Origin of the sequence: Streptomyces sp. NPDC001373 (assembly GCF_042895815.1) — a bacterium.
Taxonomy (GTDB): Bacteria; Actinomycetota; Actinomycetes; order Streptomycetales; family Streptomycetaceae; genus Streptomyces.
The window spans coordinates 1,041,213-1,062,138 of the sequence record NZ_JBIAWQ010000001.1; the positions used below are offsets into that span (position 1 = coordinate 1,041,213).

Consider the following 20,926-nt stretch of genomic DNA (forward strand, 5'->3'; position numbering starts at 1 on the left):
ACGTGCTCCGTCCGGTGACTGAAACGTTGTGCGGGGCCTCCGGAGCGTCTGGGACGATTGGCCGCATGACCTCTGCAACGCCTTCCTCCGAGCGCCGGGTGTCCGCCCGTATCGGCGCCATCTCCGAGTCCGCGACCCTCGCCGTCGACGCCAAGGCCAAGGCCCTCAAGGCCGCCGGGCGCCCGGTGATCGGCTTCGGCGCGGGCGAGCCCGACTTCCCGACCCCGGACTACATCGTCGAGGCGGCGGTCGCGGCCTGCCGCGACCCGAAGTTCCACCGCTACACGCCGGCGGGCGGCCTGCCCGAGCTCAAGAAGGCCATCGCCGCCAAGACGCTGCGCGACTCCGGCTACGAGGTGGACGCGTCCCAGGTCCTGGTGACCAACGGCGGCAAGCAGGCCATCTACGAGGCCTTCGCGGCGATCCTCGACCCGGGCGACGAGGTCATCGTCCCGGCCCCGTACTGGACCACCTACCCGGAGTCGATCCGGCTCGCCGGCGGTGTCCCGGTCGAGGTCGTCGCCGACGAGACCACCGGTTACCGGGTCTCCGTCGAGCAGCTGGAAGCGGCGCGCACCGAGCGCACCAAGGTCGTCCTGTTCGTCTCCCCGTCCAACCCGACGGGCGCGGTCTACAGCGAGGCCGACGCGAAGGCGATCGGCGAGTGGGCCGCCGGGCACGGCCTGTGGGTGCTGACCGACGAGATCTACGAGCACCTGGTCTACGGCGACGCGAAGTTCACCTCGCTGCCCGTGCTGGTCCCGGCGCTGCGCGACAAGTGCATCGTCGTCAACGGCGTCGCCAAGACGTACGCGATGACCGGCTGGCGCGTGGGCTGGGTCATCGCCCCGCAGGACGTCATCAAGGCCGCGACGAACCTGCAGTCGCACGCCACCTCCAACGTCTCCAACGTGGCCCAGGTCGCCGCGCTGGCCGCCGTCTCGGGCGACCTCGACGCCGTCGCCGAGATGCGCAAGGCCTTCGACCGCCGCCGCCAGACGATGGTGAAGATGCTCAACGAGATCGACGGCGTCTTCTGCCCGACCCCCGAGGGCGCGTTCTACGCGTACCCGTCGGTCAAGGAGCTGCTCGGCAGGGAGATCCGCGGCAAGCGCCCGCAGACCTCGGTCGAGCTGGCCGCGCTGATCCTGGACGAGGCCGAGGTCGCGGTCGTCCCGGGCGAGGCCTTCGGCACCCCCGGCTACCTGCGCCTGTCCTACGCCCTGGGCGACGAGGACCTGGTCGAGGGCGTGACCCGGATCCAGAACCTGCTGGCCGAGGCCAAGGCCTGAGCAGTAGACGACCGGAGCGGCCTCACCCACGCGGGTGCGGCCGCTCCGGCGCGTCCGGCGTCAGATTCATGTTCGGGCAATGTCCCGTTCGGGTAATCCCCCTGCCATTCGGGTGACCGATACGGCAGGATCACCAGATGGAGCACGCACGCGATCTCACGCTTCTGCCGAAGGCCCATCTGCACCTGCACTTCACCGGCTCGATGCGCCCGTCGACCCTGCTGGAGCTGGCCGACAAGTACGGCGTCCGGCTGCCGGACGCCCTGACCGCCGGGGAGCCGCCCAAGCTCCGGGCCACGGATGAACGCGGCTGGTTCCGCTTCCAGCGGCTCTACGACGCGGCCCGCTCCTGTCTGCGTGAGCCGGAGGACATCCGGCGCCTGGTCCGCGAGGCCGCCGAGGAGGACGTGCGGGACGGCAGCGGCTGGCTGGAGATCCAGGTGGACCCCACCTCCTACGCCCCGCTGCTCGGCGGCCTGATCCCGGCGGTGGAGATCATCCTCGACGCCGTCGACGCGGCCTCCCGCGAGACCGGTCTGGGCATGCGGGTGCTGATCGCCGCCAACCGGATGAAGCACCCCCTGGACGCCCGCACCCTCGCCCGTCTGGCCGTCCGCTACGCCGACCGGGGAATCGTCGGCTTCGGCCTCTCCAACGACGAGCGCCGCGGCATGGCCCGCGACTTCGACCGGGCCTTCGCCATCGCTCGCGAGGGCGGCCTGCTGGCGGCCCCGCACGGCGGCGAGCTCACGGGCCCCTCCTCGGTCCGCGACTGCCTCGACGACCTGCGCGCCGCCCGCATCGGGCACGGCGTCCGGGCGGCCGAGGACCCGCGGCTGCTGAAGCGGCTCGCGGACCGGCAGGTCACCTGCGAGGTCTGCCCCGCGTCCAACGTCGCGCTGGGCGTCTACGAGCGGCCCGAGGACGTCCCGCTGCGCACCCTCTTCGAGGCGGGGGTGCCCATGGCGCTGGGCGCGGACGACCCGCTGCTGTTCGGGTCCCGGCTGGCGGCCCAGTACGAGATCGCCCGCCGCCACCACGCCTTCACGGACGCGGAGCTCGCCGAGCTGGCCCGCCAGTCGGTGCGGGGTTCGGCCGCGCCGGAGGAGGTCAAGGCGAAGCTGCTCGACGGGATCGACCACTGGCTCAACGGGTGAGCCGCAGGTCCCCCTGGTGGCAGTCGGCCCGGACCCGGTGACCGTCGGGGAAGCCGATCTCCAGGTGGGTGCGGCCCTGCTCGGGCAGCGCGAATTCGGCGACCGACTCGACGGTCTGGCCGAGGTGGCGCAGGAAGGGGTGCTCCCCGAGGTCCTCGCCGACCTCGACCCGGCCCCACTCCCCCATGTCGTACGGGGCGTGGGGCGGGGCGGACTCGACGATGAGGCAGTGGTCGGACCCGGTGGTGATGCGGGTGGACTCGCCGGCGCTGTCGATCAGCCAGACGTCGAGCGGGGCCTCGGAGCGCTCGCCCTCGCAGATGTGCCAGGACGCGACGACCCGGCTGATCTGGCGTCCCACCAGGCGTGTGGGGTCCGTGCCGGCCCCGTGCAGGGGGCAGTTCATGTCAGATGCGGACGCCGACCGTCACCGGCTCGTTGACGAGGGTGACGCCGAAGGCCGCGTGGACCCCGGCGACGACCTCGCGGGCCAGGGCCAGCAGGTCCTCGGTGGTGGCCTCGCCGCGGTTGGTGAGGGCGAGGGTGTGCTTGGTGGAGATGCGGGCGGGACCGGTGCCGTAGCCCTTGGTGAAGCCGGCCTTGTCGATCAGCCAGGCCGCGCTGGTCTTCGTACGGCCCTCGCCGGCCGGGTAGGCGGGCGGGGCGGTGTCGGGGCCGAGGCGGTCCTGGGCGCGGACGAGGAAGGCGGCGTAGGCCTCGTCGGTCAGGATCGGGTTGTGGAAGAAGGATCCGGCGGACCAGGTGTCGTGGTCGGCGGGGTCGAGGACCATGCCCTTGCCGGCGCGCAGGCGCAGGACGGTCTCGCGGGCGGTGGCGGCCGGAACGCGGTCGCCGGCCTCGACGCCGAGGGCGCGGGCCGTCTCGGGGTACTTGATGGGCGCGGAGAGGCCGCCCGCGTCCTCCAGGGCGAAGCGCACGCGCAGGACGACGTAGCGGTCGGGCTGGTCCTTGAAGAGGCTGTGGCGGTACCGGAAGGCGCACTCGGCGGCGGTCAGGGTGACGGTCTCGCCGGTGGTGCGGTCGTAGGCGACGACCTCGGTGATGGTGTCGCACACCTCCTGGCCGTACGCCCCGACGTTCTGGATCGGGGTGGCGCCGGCGGAGCCGGGGATGCCGGCGAGGCACTCGATGCCCGCGAGGCCGGCCTCGACGGTGCGGGCGACGGCGTCGCTCCAGTTCTCGCCGGCGGCGAGCTCCAGGGTGGTGCCGTCCAGGGTGAAGCCGGTGGTGGCGATGCGCAGGGCGGTGCCGGCGAAGCCCTCGTCGCCGATGACGAGGTTGCTGCCGCCGCCGATGACGAGGAGCGGGGTGCCGCTCGCGTCCGCGGCGCGGACGGTTTCGACGACCTCGGCGTCGGTGGTCGCGGTGACCAGCCGGGCCGCGGGGCCGCCGAGGCGGAAGGTGGTCAGCGGGGCGAGGGGGGCGTCGTGGAGTTCCTGCACGTGGACAAGAGTACGGTCCGTCCCCCTCGCATCCCGGCGGGGCACTCAGTGGCCCCGCTTCCGCTCGTCCTGCCGGGCGCTCTCCGCGGCCAGGCGCCGCTCGGCCTCGGCCCAGGTGACGGGCAGTCCGGCGGCGGGGACGGTCCAGAAGGTGAAAACGGATTCCTTCGTGTACGCGGCGGCGGCGCGGGCGCTGGAGCGGTGGGGCTCGCTGCGGGCGAAGCGGTGGAGGGCGTCCCGGTCCTCCCAGGCGGAGAGGGTGAGGAAGGTGCGGCGGGACACGCGGGCGCGGAGGGCGGCTCCGTGGGCGCCGGGGGCCTTGCGGATCTGGGCGATGATGCCGGGCGCCTTGAGGAAGAACCTGAGGGCACCGGTGAGGGTGGCGGTCTCGAAGCGGGAGGCCATGACATAGACCTCGGCGTCGGGGGCGGGTGCGGTGGGGGTGGTCCAGGGGATGTCGGGCACGGCGGGTCTCCTTGTCTCGGTCAGGCGGCGTGGGCCGGGGCGGGGGCCGGGTCCGCGGTGGGGGCGGGGGCGGTCCTGGTCCGGCGCGGGAGCAGCAGGGTCAGGGCGGCGGCCAGGGCGACGGCGGCGGCGCCGATCCACAGGGCGGGGACGGTGCCGTCGGTGAAGGTCTGCGGGGTCCGGTAGCCGCCGTGGGCGGAGAAGACGGAGGCGAGGACGGCCACGCCGAGGGCGCCTCCGACCTCGCGGAGGGCGTTGTTGGTGCCGGAGGCCCTGCCCTGGTCGGCGGGGGCCACGGTGGACATGAGCATGTGGTTGGCCGGTGCGAAGTACAGGGACATGCCGATCCCGCTGAGGACGAGGGCCGGGAGCTGGGCGGCGTAGGAGACGCCGGGGTTCAGGACGAGGGCGAACCAGCCGAGGCCGAGGGCCTGGAGGGTGAGGCCCGCGGCGACGACGGGGCGGCCGCCGATCCGGTCGGCGAGGATCCCGGCGAGCGGGGCGACGATGATCCCCATGCCGGTCCAGGGGAGCATGCGCAGGCCCGCCTCGGTGGGCGAGTAGCCGGCGACGCCCTGGAGGAACTGGCTGAGCAGGAAGATCGACCCGAACATGCCGAGGTACATCAGCAGGCTGGCGAGGTTGATCCCGAGGAAGCCGCGGTCGCGGAAGAGCCGCATGGGCAGGACGGGGTCGGCGCTCCGGAATCCGTGGTGGACGAAGCCGCCGACGAGGGCGCTGCCGGCGAGGAGGCCGGTGAGGACGGGGGCGCTGGTCCAGCCGTGGGCGTTGGCGTTGACCAGGCCGTAGACGATGCCGAAGAGGCCGCCGCTGATGAGGAGGGTGCCGGGGACGTCGAGCCGGGCGCCGGGGACGGCGGACTCGTCCAGGCGCAGGCGGGCGAGCGGGAGCAGGGCGAGGCCGACGGGCACGTTCAGCCAGAAGATCCACTGCCAGGAGATGTGTTCGGTGAGACTGCCGCCGATGAGGGGGCCGCTCGCGACGGCCAGGCCGGTGACGGCGCCGTAGATCCCGAGGGCCGTGCCGCGCCGGGCGGCGGGGACGGCGGCGGTGAGGAGGGTGAGGCTGAGCGGCATCATCACGGCGGCTCCGGCGCCCTGGACCGCGCGGGCGGCGATGAGCCGGCCTATGTCCGGGGAGAGGGCGGCGGCCGCGGAAGCGGCGGTGAAGAGCGCGAGGCCGGCGGTGAAGAGCCGGCGGCGGCCGAAGCGGTCGCCGAGGGCGGAGCCGAACATCAGCAGGACGGCGAAAGTCAGGGTGTAGGCGTTCACCGTCCACTCCAGGTCCTCCAGCCTGCCGCCGAGGTCGGCGCGGATGGCGGGGAGGGCGGTGGTGACGACGAGGTTGTCGAGGGCGGCCATGAAACTGGCGGCGCCGGTGAGGACGAGTGCCCAGACCGCGGACGGTCCGAGTTTCTGCTGGGTCATGCTTCCCCCTGGACTGGTTTGTTAGTTATTGCTGACTAACTTTGATGGGCAGAAGGATGCGGGGCCGCGCAGGCCCCGCGCCTCACTCCCCGCAGCCGCCGCCCGCCCCGGCCGCCTCGTCCACGCCGCCCGGGAACCCGTCCCAGATCCGGTGGCCGGAGGGGAACCCCATGGCGGACAGGGTGTTGATGAGCATCCCCTGCGCCATGAAGGCCGTGACCTCCTGGACGTCCCCGCCGAGCGGGATCCGGACGGTGTCCCACAGCTCCAGCCAGCCGGCCCGTACGAGCTCGCCGAGCTCGTGGTCGCCGGCGGCCTCGGCGGCGGCCACGGTGACGTACATCTGGAGCTGCATCTGGAGCATCGCCGGCTCCTCGGCGATCAGGCGGACGTACGCCTCGCCCATGGCGGCGCGGGCCTCCTCGCCGTGCAGTCCGTCGGCGGCCTCGGCGAACACCCTGCGGGTGCTCTCCAGGCACCGCCCGGCCGCGGCCAGGAAGATGGCCTTCTTGCCCGGGAAGAGACGGAAGAGGTACGGCTGCGAGACCCCGACCCGCTGGGCGATGGCCTCGGTGGAGGTCCCGTGATAGCCGCCGCGCGCGAACTCGTGGATCGCGGCGCGGATGACGCTCTCACGCCGCTCGTCCGCACTCATCCTTGCCATGCAATGAAGTTAGTACTCAATCACTAACTTGGTCAAGGGGTCCGGCGCGCGGCCAGGAGACCGGGCCCGACGGGGCGCGAGGGGCCCGAGGGGGCGCGGGGGCGCGGGGGTCGCCCCCCGCGCCTCGGCCCGTCGGGCAGGCGGCCGCTCAGGCCAGCCTGACCACCGCGCGGGACATGCCCAGGACCTTCTGACCGGCGCTCATCGCCGTCAGGTCGACCCGCACGCGGTTGTCGTCCAGCTTCTGCGCGACCTTGCCGGTGACCTCGATCAGCGCACCCTGGTCGTCGTTCGGGACCACGACCGGCTTGGTGAAGCGGACGCCGTACTCGACGACCGCGCCCGGGTCGCCGACCCAGTCGGTCACGACGCGGATCGCCTCGGCCATGGTGAACATGCCGTGCGCGATGACGTCCGGCAGCCCGACCTCCTTGGCGAACTTCTCGTTCCAGTGGATCGGGTTGAAGTCGCCCGAGGCCCCCGCGTAGCGGACGAGCGTGGCGCGGGTCACGGGGAAGGACGCCGCCGGGAGCTCGGTGCCGACCTCGACGTCGGCGTACTGGATCTGCGCGGTCATCTCAGGCCTCCTCGGGGGCGCGGGACACGAGCTTGGTCCACGCGGTCACCACGTGCTCGCCGGACTCGTCGTGGACTTCGCCGCGGATGTCGATGATGTCGTTGCCGGCGAGCGACTTCACGGCCTCGATGGTCGAGGTGACGGTCAGCCGGTCGCCCGCGCGCACGGGGCGGACGTAGGCGAACTTCTGGTCGCCGTGCACGACGCGGCTGTAGTCCAGGCCCAGCTGCGGGTCCTCGACGACCTGGCCGGCCGCCGCGAAAGTGATGGCGAACACGAAGGTCGGCGGGGCGATCACGTCCTGGTGGCCGAGCGCCTTGGCGGCCTCGGGGTCGGTGTAGACGGGATTCGCGTCGCCCACCGCGACCGCGAATTCGCGGATCTTCTCCCGGCCGACCTCGTACGGCTCGGTGGGCGGGTACGTCCGCCCCACGAAGGTCTGGTCGAGTGCCATGGCTCACTACCTCCTGCTGAAGGGACTCCGGATCAAGGAAAGGGTGCGGAAACGACACGAGGCCGCCCCCCTGGAAGGGGACGACCTCGTGACGGTGCCTGTGCGGAGACTTCGCCAGTGATCAGCGGGTCTCGCGGTGCGCGGTGTGCGAGTTGCAGCGCGGGCAGTGCTTCTTCATCTCCATGCGGTCCGGGTTGTTACGCCGGTTCTTCTTGGTGATGTAGTTCCGCTCCTTGCACTCCACGCAGGCCAGCGTGATCTTCGGGCGGACGTCGGTGGCAGCCACGTGAGTGCTCCTTGACGGACTATGGGACGGATGAACGCATAAAAGAGTAGCCGATCGGGAGACCGACCCCGCAATCGGCTACTGGGTGTGGTAGCGGCGACCGGACTTGAACCGGTGACACAGCGATTATGAGCCGCTTGCTCTACCGACTGAGCTACGCCGCTTTGATGAGATCCGTTCCCCGCCCGAGGGCGGGGAACCTCTCTCACCAGAGCCCCAATGCGGAATCGAACCGCAGACCTTCTCCTTACCATGGAGACGCTCTACCGACTGAGCTATTGGGGCGAGCGAGGAAGACATTACACGGTTGCGCGCCGATCGCCCAAATCCTTTGGGGGGACTGGCCTCGGAAGGCCTCCGCAGATCTTCCCCGAACCGCCGCGGGCCTCTCCCGGAGCATTTTCGGGCCTTTTTGTGGCCGGGGTCACAGCGACACCTCCCACTTCCCCGGCCCCGGGCGCCCCGCCCGCCTTTCCGGGACGCACGCGGGCGTGACCGGACGCTCCGGAGCGCGCGGGCACCACACCGGTACGACTATTGCGCTCTTCCCCGAACCGGGGAGCCCTGCGCCCTAGGCTCTGAGCACGCTGCGTGATCTTGGGCCGCGGGCTGCGGCCACGGCACAGGAACCGCCCGAGCCACCGCAGGAGCGCGATGTCCGACAGCCAGCCGCAGCAGCCGTCCCCCTCCCCGCGCAATCCGGCGGGCAACCCGTCCGGGTCCTCCGCCGGCGGTCCCGGAGGAGGGCCTGGAGGGGGACCTGGCGGAGGCCCGCCCAAGGGCTCAGCGGGAGGCCCGCCCCGGGGTGCCGGGGGCCCGGGCCGGGGCTCCGCGGGCGGCCCGGTACGCGGTCCGGCCGACGGCCCCGGGCGTACCCCGGGCCGCGCTCCCGCCGGCGGCGCGGCCCCCGAGGCCACGGGGCTCCTGCTCACCGGGGCCCGGCTCACCGACGGCCGCACCGTCGACGTCCGGCTCAGCGGGGGCCGCATCCAGGCCGTCGGCACCGCTGGCAGCCTCCCCGCCCCGCCCCTGGCCCGGGTCGACCTGCGCGGCTACCTGCTCCTGCCCGCCCCGGCCGAGCCCCACGCCCACGGGGACACCGCCCTGACCGCCGACGGCGAGGGGCCCGTCTCGTACGCCCGCGACGAGGTGCAGCGCCGGGCCACCGAGGCGGCGCTGCTCCAGCTCGGGCACGGCGCCACGGCCGTTCGCTCCCACGTCCGGATCGGCGACGTGCACGGGCTCGGCCCGATGGAGGCCTCTCTCCAGGCCCGCCGCTCCCTGCGGGGGCTCACCGACCTGACCACGGTGGCCGTGCCCCGGCTGCTGACCGGCGTCGCCGGGGCCGACGGGCTCGCGATGCTGCGCGACGCCGTCAAGATGGGCGCCTCGGTGATCGGCGGCTGTCCCGACCTGGACCCCGATCCGACGGGCTTCGTCGAGGCGGTCCTGGAGCTGGCCGCCGAGCACGGCTGCCCCGTGGACCTGCACACGGACGGTGACGACCCCGGCCGCCTCGCCCGGCTCGCGGCGATGGCCGGCGGGCTGCGGCCCGGAGTGACCATCGGCCCCTGCGGCGGCCTGTCCCGGCTGCCGCTGGAGGCCGCCTCCCGCGCCGCCGACCAGCTCGCGGCGGCCGGCGTACGGGTCACCTGCCTGCCCCAGGGCGACTGCGCCGCGCTGGAGCGCCGGGGGCTGCGCACCGCCCCGGTGCGCCTCCTGCGGGCCGCCGGGGTCCGGGTCGCGGCCGGGAGCGGGGCGCTGCGGGACGCGGGCAACCCGGTCGGACGGGGCGACCCGCTCGAAGCCGCATTCCTGCTGGCCTCCCAGGGCGGGCTGCGCGCCGCCGAGGCGTACGCGGCGGTCAGCGCCGCCGCCCGGGAGGCGATGGCCCTGCCGGAGGTGCGGGTGGAGGCCGGCTTCCCGGCGGAGCTGCTCGCCGTGCGCGGGGAGCGGATCGCCGGGGTGCTGTCGCTGGCCTACAGCCGGATCGTGATCCACCGGGGCCGGGTGGTAGCCCGGACGAGTGCCGTGCGCGAGTACTGCGACTCGGCGGTCGCGGTGGCCCTGGACCTGCCCCGGCAGGGCCGGGCGGAGCCCGGCCCCTGAGGGATTCCCCGGCCGTTCGCGGGCGGGGGCGCCCGGGTCGTCGTACGGTCGGGACATGCGCATCGTCATCGCGGGTGGACACGGTCGGATCGCGCTGCGGCTGGAGCGCCTGCTCGCCGCGCGCGGGTTCGAGGTCGCCGGGATCATCCGGGATCCCGGGCAGGGAGCCGATCTGCGCGCGGTCGACGCCGAACCGGTCCTGTGCGACCTGGAGTCGGCCACCGTCGAGCACGTGGCGGGGATCCTCCAGGGCGCGGACGTGGCGGTGTTCGCCGCAGGCGCCGGCCCCGGCAGCGGTCCGGCACGCAAGCGGACCGTGGACCGGGACGCGGCGCTGCTGTTCGCCGACGCCGCCGAACGGGCCCGGGTGCGCCGCTTCCTGATGGTCTCGACGATGGGGTCGAACGCGCGGCACGAGGGGGACGAGGTCTTCGACGAGTACCTGCGGGCGAAGGGCGAGGCCGACGACCACCTGCGCACCCGGCTCGGTCTGGAGTGGACGATCGTGCGCCCGGGGGTGCTGACCGACGACCCGGGTACGGGTCTGGTCCGGCTGGAGGCGCGTACCGGGCCGGGCAGTGTGACGCGCGACGACGTCGCGGCGGTGCTGGCGGAGCTGGTCGAGACCCCGGCCACGGCCGGCCTGACGCTGGAGCTCCTGTCGGGCTCGACACCGGTCTCGGTCGCCGTGAAGGACGTGGCCGGCAACTGAGGAGCCCGGCCCGGGACGGGGGCGCCGTCGGCCACCGGGGCAGGGGCTGCGTCGGCCATCCGGGGGGCAGAGGCTGCGTCGGCTGCCGGCAGCAGAAGCGCCGTCGGTGTCCGGGGACGCGGCCGGTGGCCGCCGCCGCCCGGGACCGTGGGCGCGACGGCCCGTCAATCCCCGTGCGGGCGGGGGTCAGAACCCGGCCTCCACCTCGTCGTCGGAGCGCCCCACGGAGTCCTGCCGGAACTGCTTCTCGTAGGCCCGCCGGATCCGCTCGACGCGGGCGCCGCGCTCGTCCGCCTCCTTCTCGGGGTAGAGCAGGACGACGTCGTACGAGGCTTCGCGGACGATCGTGCCGTCCTCGCCGCGCCGTTGGCCGTACCCGTCCCGGAGGGTGAGGCCCTCGGGGAAGTCCGGGGTGACCTCGCGGTCCAGGAAGCGCATGAACTCCGCCTTCGCGACGGGCGGGCGGCCGTCCGGCCGCTGGGTGCCGAAGGACAACCGCGTCTCCCGGTACGGCTCCCCCGCGTGGCTGTGCAGGGCCGCCCCGACCAGGGCCGGGAGGCCGGCGCCGAGCAGGGCGAGCAGGACGCCGCCCCCGGTCTTTCCGCGTGTGTCCGAAGTCCGTTTCACGCCCCGTGAACGACAGGCCGCCCGGTTCGGTGCGCGGCGGGGGCCGATAGGGTCACCCGGAATCCGGCCGCAGGGGGCGGCCGTACGGGGGACCGGGGCGCGGCATGGGCGACGGGAACTGGCGGGTCGACGCGGCGGAGGGCGGCCGGCTAGCGGCCCGGTGGTGGAGGTGGGCGCTGTCGGCCCCGGAGGACGAGAGCCCGGTGGCGGACGCGACCGGCGCCTACGCCGGGCGGAGGCAGCCCGGGGACCTGTGGTTCCTGGCGGGCACCCACGGCGGACGGGTGGTGCGCCGCTGCAGCGTCCCGACCGGCCGTCCGCTGTTCTTCCCGGTGCTGAACACCAGGCGCCCGGCGATCCCGTTCCTGACGAAGCCGTGGCGGCTGGAGACGACGCGGGCCTCGGCGGCCCTGAACAGCTCGCCGTTGCCCCTGCGCGAGTTCACCTCGAGGCCCTTCCCTGTGCGGGGGATACCGCAGGTGGCCTGGGGGCTGTGGTGCGCCCTGGAGCCGCTCCCGGCGGGCCAGTTCGTCCTGGAGATCGAGGCGGCGGCGGCGAACGGCTTCTGGGTCGACACGACCTACCACCTGACGGTGACGGCCCCCTAGTCCGTCCGGACCATGCGAAGAAACCCCCGCCCTCCGCGTTTCCGCAGATGAACGGGGGTTCCACTCGCGTGGCGGCGCCAGGATTCGAACCTGGGTAGGCTAAGCCGACGGATTTACAGTCCGCTCCCATTGGCCACTCGGGCACACCGCCATGGGATGTCGCCCGGATCCCTCCGCCTTTCGGCGTCGTTCCCTGGCAACGACGTAAACGATACCTGATGTGCGGGGGTGCTTCGCCACCGGATTGATCAGCCGTTCACCCGGGTGCGGTGGCTAGGCTTTGCGGAGCGGTCCGGGGATGTCCGGCCGCGGCCCTCCGGGGCCCACCGCAGCCGATTTCAAGGAGCCACAGCACATGGCCGACTCCAGTTTCGACATCGTCTCGAAGGTCGAGCGGCAGGAGGTCGACAACGCCCTCAACCAGGCCGCCAAGGAACTGTCGCAGCGCTACGACTTCAAGGGCACCGGCGCCTCGATCGCCTGGTCCGGCGACAAGATCCTGATGGAGGCGAACTCCGAGGACCGCGTCAAGGCCGTCCTCGACGTGTTCGAGACCAAGCTGGTCAAGCGCGGGATCTCGCTGAAGGCGCTGGACGCCGGCGAGCCGCAGCTGTCCGGCAAGGAATACAAGATCTTCGCTTCCATCGAGGAGGGCATCTCCCAGGAGAACGCCAAGAAGGTCGCGAAGATGATCCGTGACGAGGGCCCCAAGGGCGTCAAGGCCCAGGTCCAGGGCGAGGAGCTGCGCGTCAGCTCCAAGAGCCGTGACGACCTCCAGGCCGTCCAGGCCCTGCTCAAGGGCAAGGACCTGGACTTCGCCATCCAGTTCGTGAACTACCGCTGACCTGCGCGTACGTCGCCGATCGGACCCCGTGGGGCACAACGGGGGCGGATCGCCGGGGCCTTCCCGGCGGGCGCCCGCGTTGTGCCCTTCGCCGTTTCGGCGCCCGTGGTGTGTGCCGGGCGTGAGCGGCGCACGCTCCCGCCCGGCCCCCCCGGTGGCCACTGGGCGCGGCCGGGCGCGCCCCACAGGCTGGGTGACGTCCGTGACCGCGTTCACAAGGGGGTTACCGCATGCCTGGGGCCGGCACATTCCGGGCGGACCTCGGGGCGTCCGTCGTCGTCGCGCTGGTGGCGCTCCCCCTCTGCGTGGGAGTCGCCGTCGCCTCCGGCGTGCCCGCCGAGCTGGGGATCGTCACCGGGGTGGTGGGCGGGCTGGTCACCGGCTGGTTCCGGGGCAGCGCGCTCCAGGTCAGCGGGCCCGCCGCCGGGCTGACCGTCCTGGTCTACGAGGCCGTGGACGCCTACGGCCTGCCGGCGCTGGGGGTCCTGGTGCTGGCCGCCGGCCTGGTGCAGCTGGGCCTGGGTGCGCTGCGGCTCGGGCGGTGGTTCCGGGCGATCTCCCTGGCCGTGGTGCACGGGATGCTGGCCGGGATCGGCCTGGTGCTGATCGCCGGGCAGCTCTACGCCCTCGGCGGGGTGAAGGCCCCCGGGGAGACCCTCGCCAAGCTGGGCGGGGTGCACGAGCTCGGGACGCGGGCCGACTGGGCCGCCGTGGCGCTCGGGTCGGGGACCATCGCGGTCCTGGTGCTGTGGCGGCGGGTGCCGGCGCGGCTGCGCATCGTTCCGGGGGCGCTGGTCGGGGTCGCGGCCGCCACCGCCGCCGCCGTGGTGCTGCGGCTGCCGGTGGAGACCGTCCGGGTGACGGGGGTGCTGGAGTCCGTGGCACCGCCGGGCTGGTCGGACGTCGGCGCGCTGGCCTCGCTGGGGGCCGTCGGGACCGTGGTCGCGCTCGCGCTGATCGCCTCCGCCGAGACCCTGTTCAGCGCGGCCGCCGTCGACCGGATGCACGAGGGGCCGCGCACCGACTACGACCGGGAGCTGGTCGCCCAGGGCGTCGGGAACGCGGTGTGCGGGCTGCTCGGCGCCCTGCCGATGACCGCGGTCATCGTGCGCAGCTCCGCGAACGTGGAGGCCGGGGCCCGTACGCGGGCGTCCCGGATCCTGCACGGCGCCTGGCTGCTGCTGTTCGCCGTGGTGCTGCCGCAGGTGCTGGAGGTGGTGCCGCTCGCGGCGCTGGCCGGGGTGCTGCTGCACGCGGGATGGAAGCTGCTGCCGGCGCGGGCGGTGGCCACGCTGTGGCGGACCCACCGCGGCGAGGCGGTGGTGCTGGTGGTGACGGCCGTCTCGATCCTGGCGACCAGCCTCTTCGAGGGGGTGCTGGTCGGGCTGGGTCTCGCCGTGGCCAAGGCCGCCTGGGAGACCTCCCACGTCCACGTCGAGGAGGTCTGGGAGGGCGAGGAGCTGTGTGTGCGGATCGTGGGGAACGCCAGCTTCCTGCGGCTGCCCAAGCTGCTGGACTCCCTGGAGGCGCTGCCGCACGGACCGTCGGTGCGGCTCGACCTCAGCGGGCTGCGGCACCTGGACCACGCCTGTCTGACCGCGCTGGAGAGCTGGGAGCTCAAGCGCACGCCGCTCCCCGGCCGGGAGGGCGTCGCCTAGTGCTCTGACCAGACCACTGGGCCGTCGTGGTCGGGCTCGGCGCGATGGTCGGCGCCGGCATCTTCGCCGCCCTCGCCCCGGCGGCGCGCGCGGCGGGCGGCGGGCTCCTGGCCGCTCCGGCCCTCGGAGTGCCGGCCTCCTACGCGATCGCGAACGTCTTCGCGCGGACTCTCGGTTCAGGTGTCAAGGGTCGGACCGTGGCAGCGGCGGGGCTGTCCGGCTGTGTTGCCGCCGGCCGGCGTGGCGTCCTGCTCGGCGGTGTCGGGCGCGGCGGTCCTGGCGCCGGACGCAGCGGCCCCCGGGGTGCGGGGCCGGTTCAGATCCGGGAGCTGAAATCCGCCCAGGGGCGCGGCTCCGTCTCGCCCTCGTTCCACTCCTCGCGGAACCAGCCGGCGCCGTCGAGCCAGTCGCGCAGCCAGCGCGCCAGGCTCGGGGAGTGGTGGTACCAGGCGAGGTCGGGATCGCCCGGATTCGGCTCGAAGAGCAGGACCTGAGCGCTCTCGGATCGGCAGTCCACGCACGCGTACAGGGCGCAGCCGAGGTCGGCCACGGGCAGGACGCCCTCCGGCCACCCCCAGTCCGACGCGCGCCCCGCCTCGTACGCGGCTATGGCCTGACGCAGCGGCAGCAGTCCGTACTCGGGCCCGAATCCGCCGTCGCCGACGCGTGTGTACAGCGCGGCGAGCAGGGGCGGCGGGGCGAAGCCCAGGACGCGCTCGGCCCGGTCGGTCTCCCCCTCCGCCAGGGGCACGGGAAGGGACCTTCCGTGCTCGCGCACGGAGTCTCGTACGCGGTCGGTCACTTGCTCCAGCAACTGCTCGTTCTCGTCCATGTGTTCATGGTGACGCAGAGCACCGACAGCCGCCCGAACCTGTGGACAACTCAGGCCAGGACGACCTCGATGCGCTTCTCCCGCAGGAAGGCGAGCAGTTCGGAGAAGCTCTCCGGGCGCAGGGTCAGCGGCTGTACGCCGAGGCAGCGGCGGGCCGTCTCGTGGTCGTGCCAGACGAGGGTGAACGGCCAGGTCGCCCCGAATCCCCCGCCCAGGGCGTCCGAGACGCCGTTGAGGCAGCGGCCGAAGTATCCGCCGGGGCCGTTGACGGCCTCCCCGAGGGCGCAGAAGAAGCCCTCGTAGTCGGTGACGTGCCGCCCGTCGAGGTGGTAGGTGTCTCCGGCCGGGCGGTCCGGGCCCGTGCGGTGGTGCACCGCCGGGTCCAGCCAGCAGGCCCGGCCCGCGGGGTCGAACGGCGCCCACAGGTTGGGGACGGCCGGGCGGCCCCCGCGCCACAGTGGCCAGATCCGCGCGGCGACCGACGGCTGGGGATCCATGTGCACGGTCAGGTCGTAGAGGCCGGGCCCGCGCGGGGACGGCTCCCAGGCGACGATGTTCGGGTTCCCCGCCTGGGTGAGGACCTCCCCGGCGTCGTCCAGCGCGTCGAGGTGCCGGTAGGCGAGGTACCGCCTGCGGCCCTCCACCACGTCACGCAGCGGGCCGTGCAGTGAGCACCCGAGGAGGCGCACGGGATGCGGACCGGGCTCCTCGACGGGGAGCACCTCGGCGAGGTCCCTGAAACGGCCCAGGAGCCGGTCGTCGATGTCGGAGAGGCTGAAGCCCACCGACAGGGCGGCCCTCTGCGGGTATGCCGGCTGGTGCCCGGAGCGCACGGCCTCGATGGTCACGTCCAGCCGCGACAGGTCACGGGCGCACGGGCGGGTGGCGAGGACGCGGGCGTCCTCCAGGTACCAGTCCCACAGCGGGTCGCCGTGCCGGTCGAGGGGCTTCAGGGCCAGGAATCCCAGCGCCGGCGGCGGCTCCTCCTCGAAGGCGCAGCCCAGCAGCTCGTAGTGGCGCCGGGTGGGCTCCGGCGGGTCGGCGAAGAGGTTGTCCGCCTCCTCGCACAGGGCCCACAGCCGCTCCTCCTCGTGGTCCTCGTCCTCGCCCCACAGGGCGAAGCGGGCGCGGGCCGTCACCGGGAGGCGAAGGGGGCGTCCGTGGGGACGATTTCACGGCCCAGCGGGAACAGGGAGAGGGGGACCATCTTGAAGTTGGCGATGCCGAAGGGGATGCCGATGATCGTGACACAGAGGGCGATTCCGGTGGCGATGTGGCCGAGCGCCAGCCACCAGCCGGCCAGGAGCAGCCACAGGACGTTGCCGATGCAGGAGGGCGCGCCCGCGTCGTGCCGCTCGACGGTGGTGTAGCCGAAGGGCCAGAGGGCGTAGACGGCGATGCGGAAGGCCGCTATGCCGAAGGGGATGCCGATGATGGTGATGCAGAGGATCAGGCCGGCCACGCAGTAGCCGAGGAAGAGCCAGATCCCGCTGAGCACGAGCCAAATGACGTTCAGGATGGTTTTCACTGGCTGTGTCCTGCCATCTGTTCGAGCCGGGCGATGCGCTCGGCCATCGGGGGGTGTGTCGAGAACAGCTTGGAGATTCCCTGGCCCGGGCGGAAGGGGTTGGCGATCATCATGTGGCTCGCCGTCTCCAGGCGGGGCTCGGGGGGCAGGGGAAGCTGTTTGGTGCCGGCGTCGAGCTTGCGCAGGGCTCCGGCCAGGGCGAGCGGGTCGCCGGTGAGCTGGGCTCCGGAGGCGTCCGCCTCGTACTCGCGCGAGCGGCTGATGGCGAGCTGGATCACGGAGGCGGCCAGCGGGCCGAGGATCATGATCAGCAGCATGCCGATGAGTCCGGGGCCCTCGTCGTCGTCGGAGCGGCCGACCGGGATCAGCCAGGCGAAGTTCACCAGGAACATGATCACGGAGGCGAGGGCTCCGGCCACCGACGAGATGAGGATGTCGCGGTTGTAGACGTGGCTCAGCTCGTGCCCGATGACCCCGCGCAGCTCGCGTTCGTCGAGGATGCGCAGGATGCCCTCCGTGCAGCAGACGGCGGCGTTGCGCGGATTGCGGCCGGTGGCGAAGGCGTTGGGGGCTTCGGTCGGCGAGATGTAGAGCCGGGGCATGGGCTGGCGCGCGGACGTGGAGAGCTCGCGGACCATGCGGTAGAGCTGGGGGGCCTCGAACTCGCTGACGGGCCGTGCGCGCATCGCGCGGAGAGCCAGCTTGTCGCTGTTCCAGTACGCGTAGGCGTTCGTCGCCAGGGCCACGAGGACGGCGATGATCAGGCCGCCCCGGCCGAAGAAGCTGCCGATGAGGATGATGAGTGCGGACATCCCGCCGAGGAGTACGGCGGTCTTCAGCCCGTTGTGCCGGCGGTGCACGGTTCGCCCTCCAAGTGGTGCGTCAGGGGAGCCCCGTCGTGGATCTGAGGGTCTTCGGTCCAGTGGACCCTCCCTTCGTGGTCAACGCGAGGTGGGGCCGTCTGGTTCCCGGGCGCGACGGGGCCCCGCCGCCCCGGTGGCACGGTCCGGGGGCGGCGGCGGGGGTTGCTCCGTACGGGTGAGGGGCGGGCGGGGCGGGCGCGGCGGGCGGGTTACAGCGGGAAGAGGGAGCCGGCGGCGAAGCGCAGGACCAGCTGCGGGGCGCCCGAGAGGACCAGGGCCGTCACGGCGGTGAGGGCGATGGCGGCCGTGACGGGCCAGGGGGCCTTGGCCCGGGCGGGCGTCTCCCCCGCTTCCCCGGCGGTCTCCGGTGCGCGGAAGAGGAGGGAGGTCCAGCGCAGGTAGTAGTACAGGGCGATGACGACGTTGACGGCCATGAGGACGGCGAGCCAGCCGAGGCCGGCGTCGACGGCTGACTGGAAGACGGTGACCTTCGCGAAGAGGCCGATGACGCCCGGCGGCAGTCCGGCCAGACAGAGCAGGAAGAAGGCCAGCGACAGGGCGGCGGCGGGGCGCTCGGCGTACAGGCCGCGGTAGTCGCTGATGCGGTGCAACGGCCTGGTCCGGGCGACCAGCGCGGCGACGGCGAAGGCGCCGAGGTTCACGGCGGCGTACATGAGCGCGTAGGCGACGGTGGAGCCGATCTGGTCGCGGTCGGAGTAGGCGGCCGCGGCGATCGGGACCAGCAGGTAGCCGGCCTGGCCGACGGAGGACCAGGCGAGCAGGCGCACCGCGCTGTGCGGGCGGTCCGGGGACTGGCGCAGGGCGGCGGTGTTGCCGAGCGTCATGGTGAGCGCGGCGAGCACGGCCAGTGCGGGGCCCCAGACGTCGGAGTACGCGGGGAAGGCGATCACCGTGACGAGGATCAGGCCGGTGAAGCCGACGGCCTTGCCGATCACCGAGAGGTAGCCGGCGACGGGCAGCGGGGCGCCCACGTAGGTGTCGGGGACCCAGAAGTGGAAGGGGACGGCGGCGGTCTTGAAGGCGAAGCCGACGAGGGTGAGGGCGACGCCCGCCATGGCGAGGACGTCGAGCTGTCCGGGGACGTCCGCCAGCCGGTCGGCGACCCGCACCAGGTGCAGGGAGCCGGTGGCGGCGTAGACGAGGCTGACGCCCATCAGGGAGACGGCGGTGGCGGTGACCGAGGACAGGAAGAACTTGAGCGCGGCCTCGGAGGACATCCGGTCGCCGCGGCGCATGCCGACGAGGGCGAAGGCGGGCAGCGAGGCGACCTCGAGGGCGACGATCAGGGTGGCGAGGTCGCGGGAGGCGGGCAGCAGGGCCGCGCCGGCGGCGGAGGAGAGCAGCAGGAACCAGTACTCGCCGGCCGGGATGCGGCCCTCGCGGACGGCGGTGACCGACAGCAGGGCGGTGACCAGGGCTCCGGCCAGCACCAGGAACTGGATGACGAGCGCGAAGTGGTCGGCGGTGTAGCTGCACGCGCCGGGGTCGCCGGTGAGGCAGAAGGTGGCGCGGTCGCCGGCGCGCAGCGGCAGCAGGGCGGCGGTCGCGGCGGCCAGGCCGGCGACCGAGATCCAGCCGAGGACCGGCTTGCGGGCCTCGGGCAGGAAGAGGTCGGCGACCAGGACGACCAGGGCGACGGCGGCGGGCAGGACCACGGGCGTGATCGCGAGCCAGTCGACGGACTGGACCAGGCTGGGGGTGTCGGCGGCCAGGGCCGTCAGGGCCGTCATGCGTTGCCTCCTGCGAGGAGCTTCTGGACGGCCGGGTCGGTCAGGCCGAGGAGGGTGGCGGGCCACAGGCCGGCGAGGACGGTGAGGGCGACGAGCGGGGTCCAGGCGGCGTACTCGTAGTGCTGGACGTCCGCGAGGGTCGGCGCGGGACCGGCCTTGGGGTCGCCCATGCAGACGCGCCGCACGACGATCAGCAGGTAGGCGGCGGTGAGCAGGGTGCCGAGCGCGCCGAGTGCCATGTAGGTGAGGAAGGCCGGCCGGGACAGGCCCGCGGCCGGGTCGAAGGCGCCGAACAGGGCCAGCATCTCGCCCCAGAAGCCGGCCAGGCCGGGCAGGCCGAGGGAGGCGACGGCGGCGAAGGCCAGAAGCGCGCCGAGGCGGGGGGCGCGGCCGTAGAGGGCGGCGCCGGTGGCTCCGGCGAGGGTGTCGAGGTCGCTGCTGCCGTAGCGGTCCTTGAGGGCGCCGACCAGGAAGAAGAGAAGGCCGGTGATCAGGCCGTGGGCGATGTTCGCGAACAGCGCGCCGTTGACGCCCGTGGGGGTCATGGTCGCGATGCCCAGGAGCACGAAGCCCATGTGGCCGACGGAGGAGTACGCGATGAGACGCTTGAGGTCGCCCTTGGCGCCCTTGCGGGTCAGCGCGAGGCAGGCGAGGGATCCGTAGACGATGCCGACCGCGGCGAAGGCGCCGAGGTAGGGGGCGAAGGTCTGCATGCCCTCGGGGGCGGCGGGGAGCAGGATGCGGACGAACCCGTACGTGCCCATCTTCAGCAGGACGCCCGCGAGGAGCACGGAGCCGGCGGTGGGGGCGGCGGTGTGGGCGTCGGGCAGCCAGCTGTGCAGGGGCCACATCGGGGCCTTGACGGCGAGGCCGAGGCCGATGGCCAGGACGGCCAGGATCTGGGTGGTGTGCCCCAGTCCGCGGCCGTTGTCAGAGGCGAGTGCCACCATGTCGAAAGTGCCGCTGTTCAGTCCGATCAGCAGCAGTCCGAGGAGCATGACCACGGAGCCGAGGAGGGTGTAGAGGATGAACTTCCAGGCGGCGGGACGCCGCTGAGCACCGCCCCAGCGGGCGATGAGGAAGTACATCGGGATGAGGACCGTCTCGAACGCGAGGAAGAACAGCATCAGGTCGAGGACGGCGAAGGTCGCGAGGGTGCCGCATTCGAGGAGGAGCAGCAGGGCCACGAAGGCCTTCGGGGAGGGGCCCTCGGGGAGCTTGAAGTAGCTGTACACCGCGCAGAGGAAGAACAGCAGCGCGGTCATCAGGAGGAGGGGGAGCGAGATGCCGTCGACGCCGAGGTGGATCCGGATGTTCAACGCCGGGATCCAGCTGATGTCCGTCGTCGCCTGGAAGCGGGACGGGGTGTCGTGGTCGAAGCCCAGGGTGAGGGCGACGGCCGCGGCGAGGACGACACCGGTGAGGGTGACGCCGTGGCGGAGCACGGCCTGTTCGGGGCTCCTGCCCCTGAGCCCGGGCGGGGCCGGGAGGAGGGCCGCGACGGCCCCGAGGAGCGGTGCGGCCACGATGAACGCCAGAAGGAACTGCATCACGGACGGGCTGATATCGATCACGGCTGACTCTCGGC

22 protein-coding genes and 3 tRNA genes are annotated in these 20,926 nt (G+C 73.2%); 7 read left to right on the forward strand and 18 right to left on the reverse strand.

The genetic code is table 11. The annotated features are described in order from the left end of the window. The first annotated feature begins 65 nt into the window (after window positions 1-65). The gene (locus tag ACFY15_RS05080) at window positions 66-1,292 is read left to right on the forward strand and encodes a pyridoxal phosphate-dependent aminotransferase (protein ID WP_390687601.1); all 1,227 of its coding nucleotides are present in this window, start codon (window positions 66-68) and stop codon (window positions 1,290-1,292) included. Window positions 1,293-1,429: 137 nt separating this feature from the next. Continuing rightward, window positions 1,430-2,449 carry an adenosine deaminase gene (locus ACFY15_RS05085; protein WP_390825014.1) on the forward strand — a complete coding sequence of 340 codons (1,020 nt, stop codon included), beginning with the start codon at window positions 1,430-1,432 and terminating at the stop codon, window positions 2,447-2,449. Here the strand turns inward: ACFY15_RS05085 and ACFY15_RS05090 are convergent. The 10 genes from ACFY15_RS05090 to ACFY15_RS05135 form a co-directional block, all read right to left on the reverse strand. Then, on the reverse strand, window positions 2,439-2,855 hold the full coding sequence (locus tag ACFY15_RS05090; protein ID WP_390687599.1) for a hypothetical protein: 417 nt from the start codon (window positions 2,853-2,855) through the stop codon (window positions 2,439-2,441). The genes ACFY15_RS05085 and ACFY15_RS05090 overlap by 11 nt on opposite strands. Window position 2,856: 1 nt before the next feature. After that, window positions 2,857-3,957: a UDP-N-acetylmuramate dehydrogenase gene (locus ACFY15_RS05095; protein ID WP_390687598.1), complete on the reverse strand. Its 1,101-nt coding sequence runs from the start codon at window positions 3,955-3,957 to the stop codon at window positions 2,857-2,859. Beyond that, window positions 3,958-4,377, reverse strand: a complete 420-nt coding sequence (locus ACFY15_RS05100) for a DUF3291 domain-containing protein (protein WP_390825015.1) — start codon at window positions 4,375-4,377, stop codon at window positions 3,958-3,960. 20 nt (window positions 4,378-4,397) lie between these two features. Next, window positions 4,398-5,825, reverse strand: coding sequence for a DHA2 family efflux MFS transporter permease subunit (locus tag ACFY15_RS05105; RefSeq protein WP_390687596.1), 1,428 nt, complete (start codon window positions 5,823-5,825; stop codon window positions 4,398-4,400). An 82-nt stretch (window positions 5,826-5,907) separates the two neighbouring features. Next, window positions 5,908-6,489, reverse strand: a complete 582-nt coding sequence (locus ACFY15_RS05110) for a TetR/AcrR family transcriptional regulator (protein ID WP_390687595.1) — start codon at window positions 6,487-6,489, stop codon at window positions 5,908-5,910. A 148-nt stretch (window positions 6,490-6,637) separates the two neighbouring features. Next, window positions 6,638-7,066 carry a MaoC family dehydratase gene (locus ACFY15_RS05115; RefSeq protein WP_390825016.1) on the reverse strand — a complete coding sequence of 143 codons (429 nt, stop codon included), beginning with the start codon at window positions 7,064-7,066 and terminating at the stop codon, window positions 6,638-6,640. 1 nt (window position 7,067) lies between these two features. Further along, window positions 7,068-7,520 carry a MaoC family dehydratase N-terminal domain-containing protein gene (locus ACFY15_RS05120; protein WP_042818570.1) on the reverse strand — a complete coding sequence of 151 codons (453 nt, stop codon included), beginning with the start codon at window positions 7,518-7,520 and terminating at the stop codon, window positions 7,068-7,070. A gap of 121 nt (window positions 7,521-7,641) precedes the next feature. Next, a complete protein-coding gene (rpmG, locus tag ACFY15_RS05125) occupies window positions 7,642-7,806 on the reverse strand; it encodes a 50S ribosomal protein L33 (protein WP_007265873.1) in 165 nt (54 codons plus the stop codon). Between the two features lie 88 nt (window positions 7,807-7,894). Continuing rightward, a tRNA-Met gene (locus ACFY15_RS05130) sits at window positions 7,895-7,970 on the reverse strand. Between the two features lie 48 nt (window positions 7,971-8,018). Continuing rightward, window positions 8,019-8,091 (reverse strand) — tRNA-Thr (locus ACFY15_RS05135). A 369-nt stretch (window positions 8,092-8,460) separates the two neighbouring features. On the opposite strand from ACFY15_RS05135, the gene ACFY15_RS05140 reads away from it, so the two are divergent. Both ACFY15_RS05140 and ACFY15_RS05145 read left to right on the forward strand, forming a co-directional pair. Further along, window positions 8,461-9,915 (forward strand): amidohydrolase family protein, encoded by a 1,455-nt coding sequence (locus tag ACFY15_RS05140; RefSeq protein WP_390825017.1) that lies wholly within the window; start codon window positions 8,461-8,463, stop codon window positions 9,913-9,915. A 55-nt stretch (window positions 9,916-9,970) separates the two neighbouring features. Next, window positions 9,971-10,627, forward strand: coding sequence for an SDR family oxidoreductase (locus ACFY15_RS05145; RefSeq protein WP_390825018.1), 657 nt, complete (start codon window positions 9,971-9,973; stop codon window positions 10,625-10,627). 186 nt (window positions 10,628-10,813) lie between these two features. Here ACFY15_RS05145 and ACFY15_RS05150 read toward each other — a convergent pair whose 3' ends face one another. Further along, complete coding sequence (locus ACFY15_RS05150) at window positions 10,814-11,254, reverse strand: DUF3574 domain-containing protein (protein WP_390825019.1); 441 nt, start codon at window positions 11,252-11,254, stop codon at window positions 10,814-10,816. A gap of 104 nt (window positions 11,255-11,358) precedes the next feature. On the opposite strand from ACFY15_RS05150, the gene ACFY15_RS05155 reads away from it, so the two are divergent. Further along, window positions 11,359-11,862, forward strand: a complete 504-nt coding sequence (locus ACFY15_RS05155; protein WP_390825020.1) for a hypothetical protein — start codon at window positions 11,359-11,361, stop codon at window positions 11,860-11,862. Between the two features lie 69 nt (window positions 11,863-11,931). Here the strand turns inward: ACFY15_RS05155 and ACFY15_RS05160 are convergent. Beyond that, window positions 11,932-12,013, reverse strand: a tRNA-Tyr gene (locus ACFY15_RS05160). Between the two features lie 204 nt (window positions 12,014-12,217). Between ACFY15_RS05160 and ACFY15_RS05165 the strand changes: the two genes are divergently transcribed. Then, window positions 12,218-12,706 carry a YajQ family cyclic di-GMP-binding protein gene (locus tag ACFY15_RS05165; RefSeq protein ID WP_365152762.1) on the forward strand — a complete coding sequence of 163 codons (489 nt, stop codon included), beginning with the start codon at window positions 12,218-12,220 and terminating at the stop codon, window positions 12,704-12,706. 230 nt (window positions 12,707-12,936) lie between these two features. Continuing rightward, on the forward strand, window positions 12,937-14,364 hold the full coding sequence (locus ACFY15_RS05170) for a SulP family inorganic anion transporter (RefSeq protein ID WP_390825021.1): 1,428 nt from the start codon (window positions 12,937-12,939) through the stop codon (window positions 14,362-14,364). Window positions 14,365-14,680: 316 nt separating this feature from the next. Here the strand turns inward: ACFY15_RS05170 and ACFY15_RS05175 are convergent, their stop codons facing one another. The 6 genes from ACFY15_RS05175 to ACFY15_RS05200 form a co-directional block, all read right to left on the reverse strand. Continuing rightward, entirely contained in the window at window positions 14,681-15,196 is a 516-nt protein-coding gene (locus tag ACFY15_RS05175) for an SMI1/KNR4 family protein (RefSeq protein WP_390825022.1), read from the reverse strand. 50 nt (window positions 15,197-15,246) lie between these two features. Next, the gene (locus tag ACFY15_RS05180; RefSeq protein WP_390825023.1) at window positions 15,247-16,335 is read right to left on the reverse strand and encodes a hypothetical protein; all 1,089 of its coding nucleotides are present in this window, start codon (window positions 16,333-16,335) and stop codon (window positions 15,247-15,249) included. Next, entirely contained in the window at window positions 16,332-16,724 is a 393-nt protein-coding gene (locus ACFY15_RS05185; protein WP_390687587.1) for a YccF domain-containing protein, read from the reverse strand. The genes ACFY15_RS05180 and ACFY15_RS05185 overlap by 4 nt, the downstream gene beginning before the upstream one ends. After that, entirely contained in the window at window positions 16,721-17,584 is an 864-nt protein-coding gene (gene htpX / locus ACFY15_RS05190; protein WP_390687586.1) for a zinc metalloprotease HtpX, read from the reverse strand. Before htpX ends, ACFY15_RS05185 begins: the two co-directional genes overlap by 4 nt. A 212-nt stretch (window positions 17,585-17,796) precedes the next feature. Further along, window positions 17,797-19,338: an NADH-quinone oxidoreductase subunit N gene (locus tag ACFY15_RS05195; RefSeq protein ID WP_390825024.1), complete on the reverse strand. Its 1,542-nt coding sequence runs from the start codon at window positions 19,336-19,338 to the stop codon at window positions 17,797-17,799. Then, a complete protein-coding gene (locus tag ACFY15_RS05200; protein ID WP_390687584.1) occupies window positions 19,335-20,912 on the reverse strand; it encodes a NuoM family protein in 1,578 nt (525 codons plus the stop codon). Before ACFY15_RS05200 ends, ACFY15_RS05195 begins: the two co-directional genes overlap by 4 nt. Between the last annotated feature and the right edge of the window lie 14 nt (window positions 20,913-20,926).

Excerpts from the sequence above, each read along its gene's own strand:
- ACFY15_RS05080 (WP_390687601.1), top strand. The coding sequence starts at position 66 with ATGACCTCTGCAACGCCTTCCTCCGAGCGCCGGGTGTCCGCCCGTATC.
- ACFY15_RS05085 (WP_390825014.1), top strand. The coding sequence starts at position 1,430 with ATGGAGCACGCACGCGATCTCACGCTTCTGCCGAAGGCCCATCTGCAC.
- ACFY15_RS05090 (WP_390687599.1), bottom strand. The coding sequence starts at position 2,855 with ATGAACTGCCCCCTGCACGGGGCCGGCACGGACCCCACACGCCTGGTG.
- ACFY15_RS05105 (WP_390687596.1), bottom strand. The coding sequence starts at position 5,825 with ATGACCCAGCAGAAACTCGGACCGTCCGCGGTCTGGGCACTCGTCCTC.
- ACFY15_RS05110 (WP_390687595.1), bottom strand. The coding sequence starts at position 6,489 with ATGGCAAGGATGAGTGCGGACGAGCGGCGTGAGAGCGTCATCCGCGCC.
- ACFY15_RS05115 (WP_390825016.1), bottom strand. The coding sequence starts at position 7,066 with ATGACCGCGCAGATCCAGTACGCCGACGTCGAGGTCGGCACCGAGCTC.
- ACFY15_RS05120 (WP_042818570.1), bottom strand. The coding sequence starts at position 7,520 with ATGGCACTCGACCAGACCTTCGTGGGGCGGACGTACCCGCCCACCGAG.
- ACFY15_RS05140 (WP_390825017.1), top strand. The coding sequence starts at position 8,461 with ATGTCCGACAGCCAGCCGCAGCAGCCGTCCCCCTCCCCGCGCAATCCG.
- ACFY15_RS05145 (WP_390825018.1), top strand. The coding sequence starts at position 9,971 with ATGCGCATCGTCATCGCGGGTGGACACGGTCGGATCGCGCTGCGGCTG.
- ACFY15_RS05155 (WP_390825020.1), top strand. The coding sequence starts at position 11,359 with ATGGGCGACGGGAACTGGCGGGTCGACGCGGCGGAGGGCGGCCGGCTA.
- ACFY15_RS05165 (WP_365152762.1), top strand. The coding sequence starts at position 12,218 with ATGGCCGACTCCAGTTTCGACATCGTCTCGAAGGTCGAGCGGCAGGAG.
- ACFY15_RS05170 (WP_390825021.1), top strand. The coding sequence starts at position 12,937 with ATGCCTGGGGCCGGCACATTCCGGGCGGACCTCGGGGCGTCCGTCGTC.
- ACFY15_RS05175 (WP_390825022.1), bottom strand. The coding sequence starts at position 15,196 with ATGGACGAGAACGAGCAGTTGCTGGAGCAAGTGACCGACCGCGTACGA.
- ACFY15_RS05195 (WP_390825024.1), bottom strand. The coding sequence starts at position 19,338 with ATGACGGCCCTGACGGCCCTGGCCGCCGACACCCCCAGCCTGGTCCAG.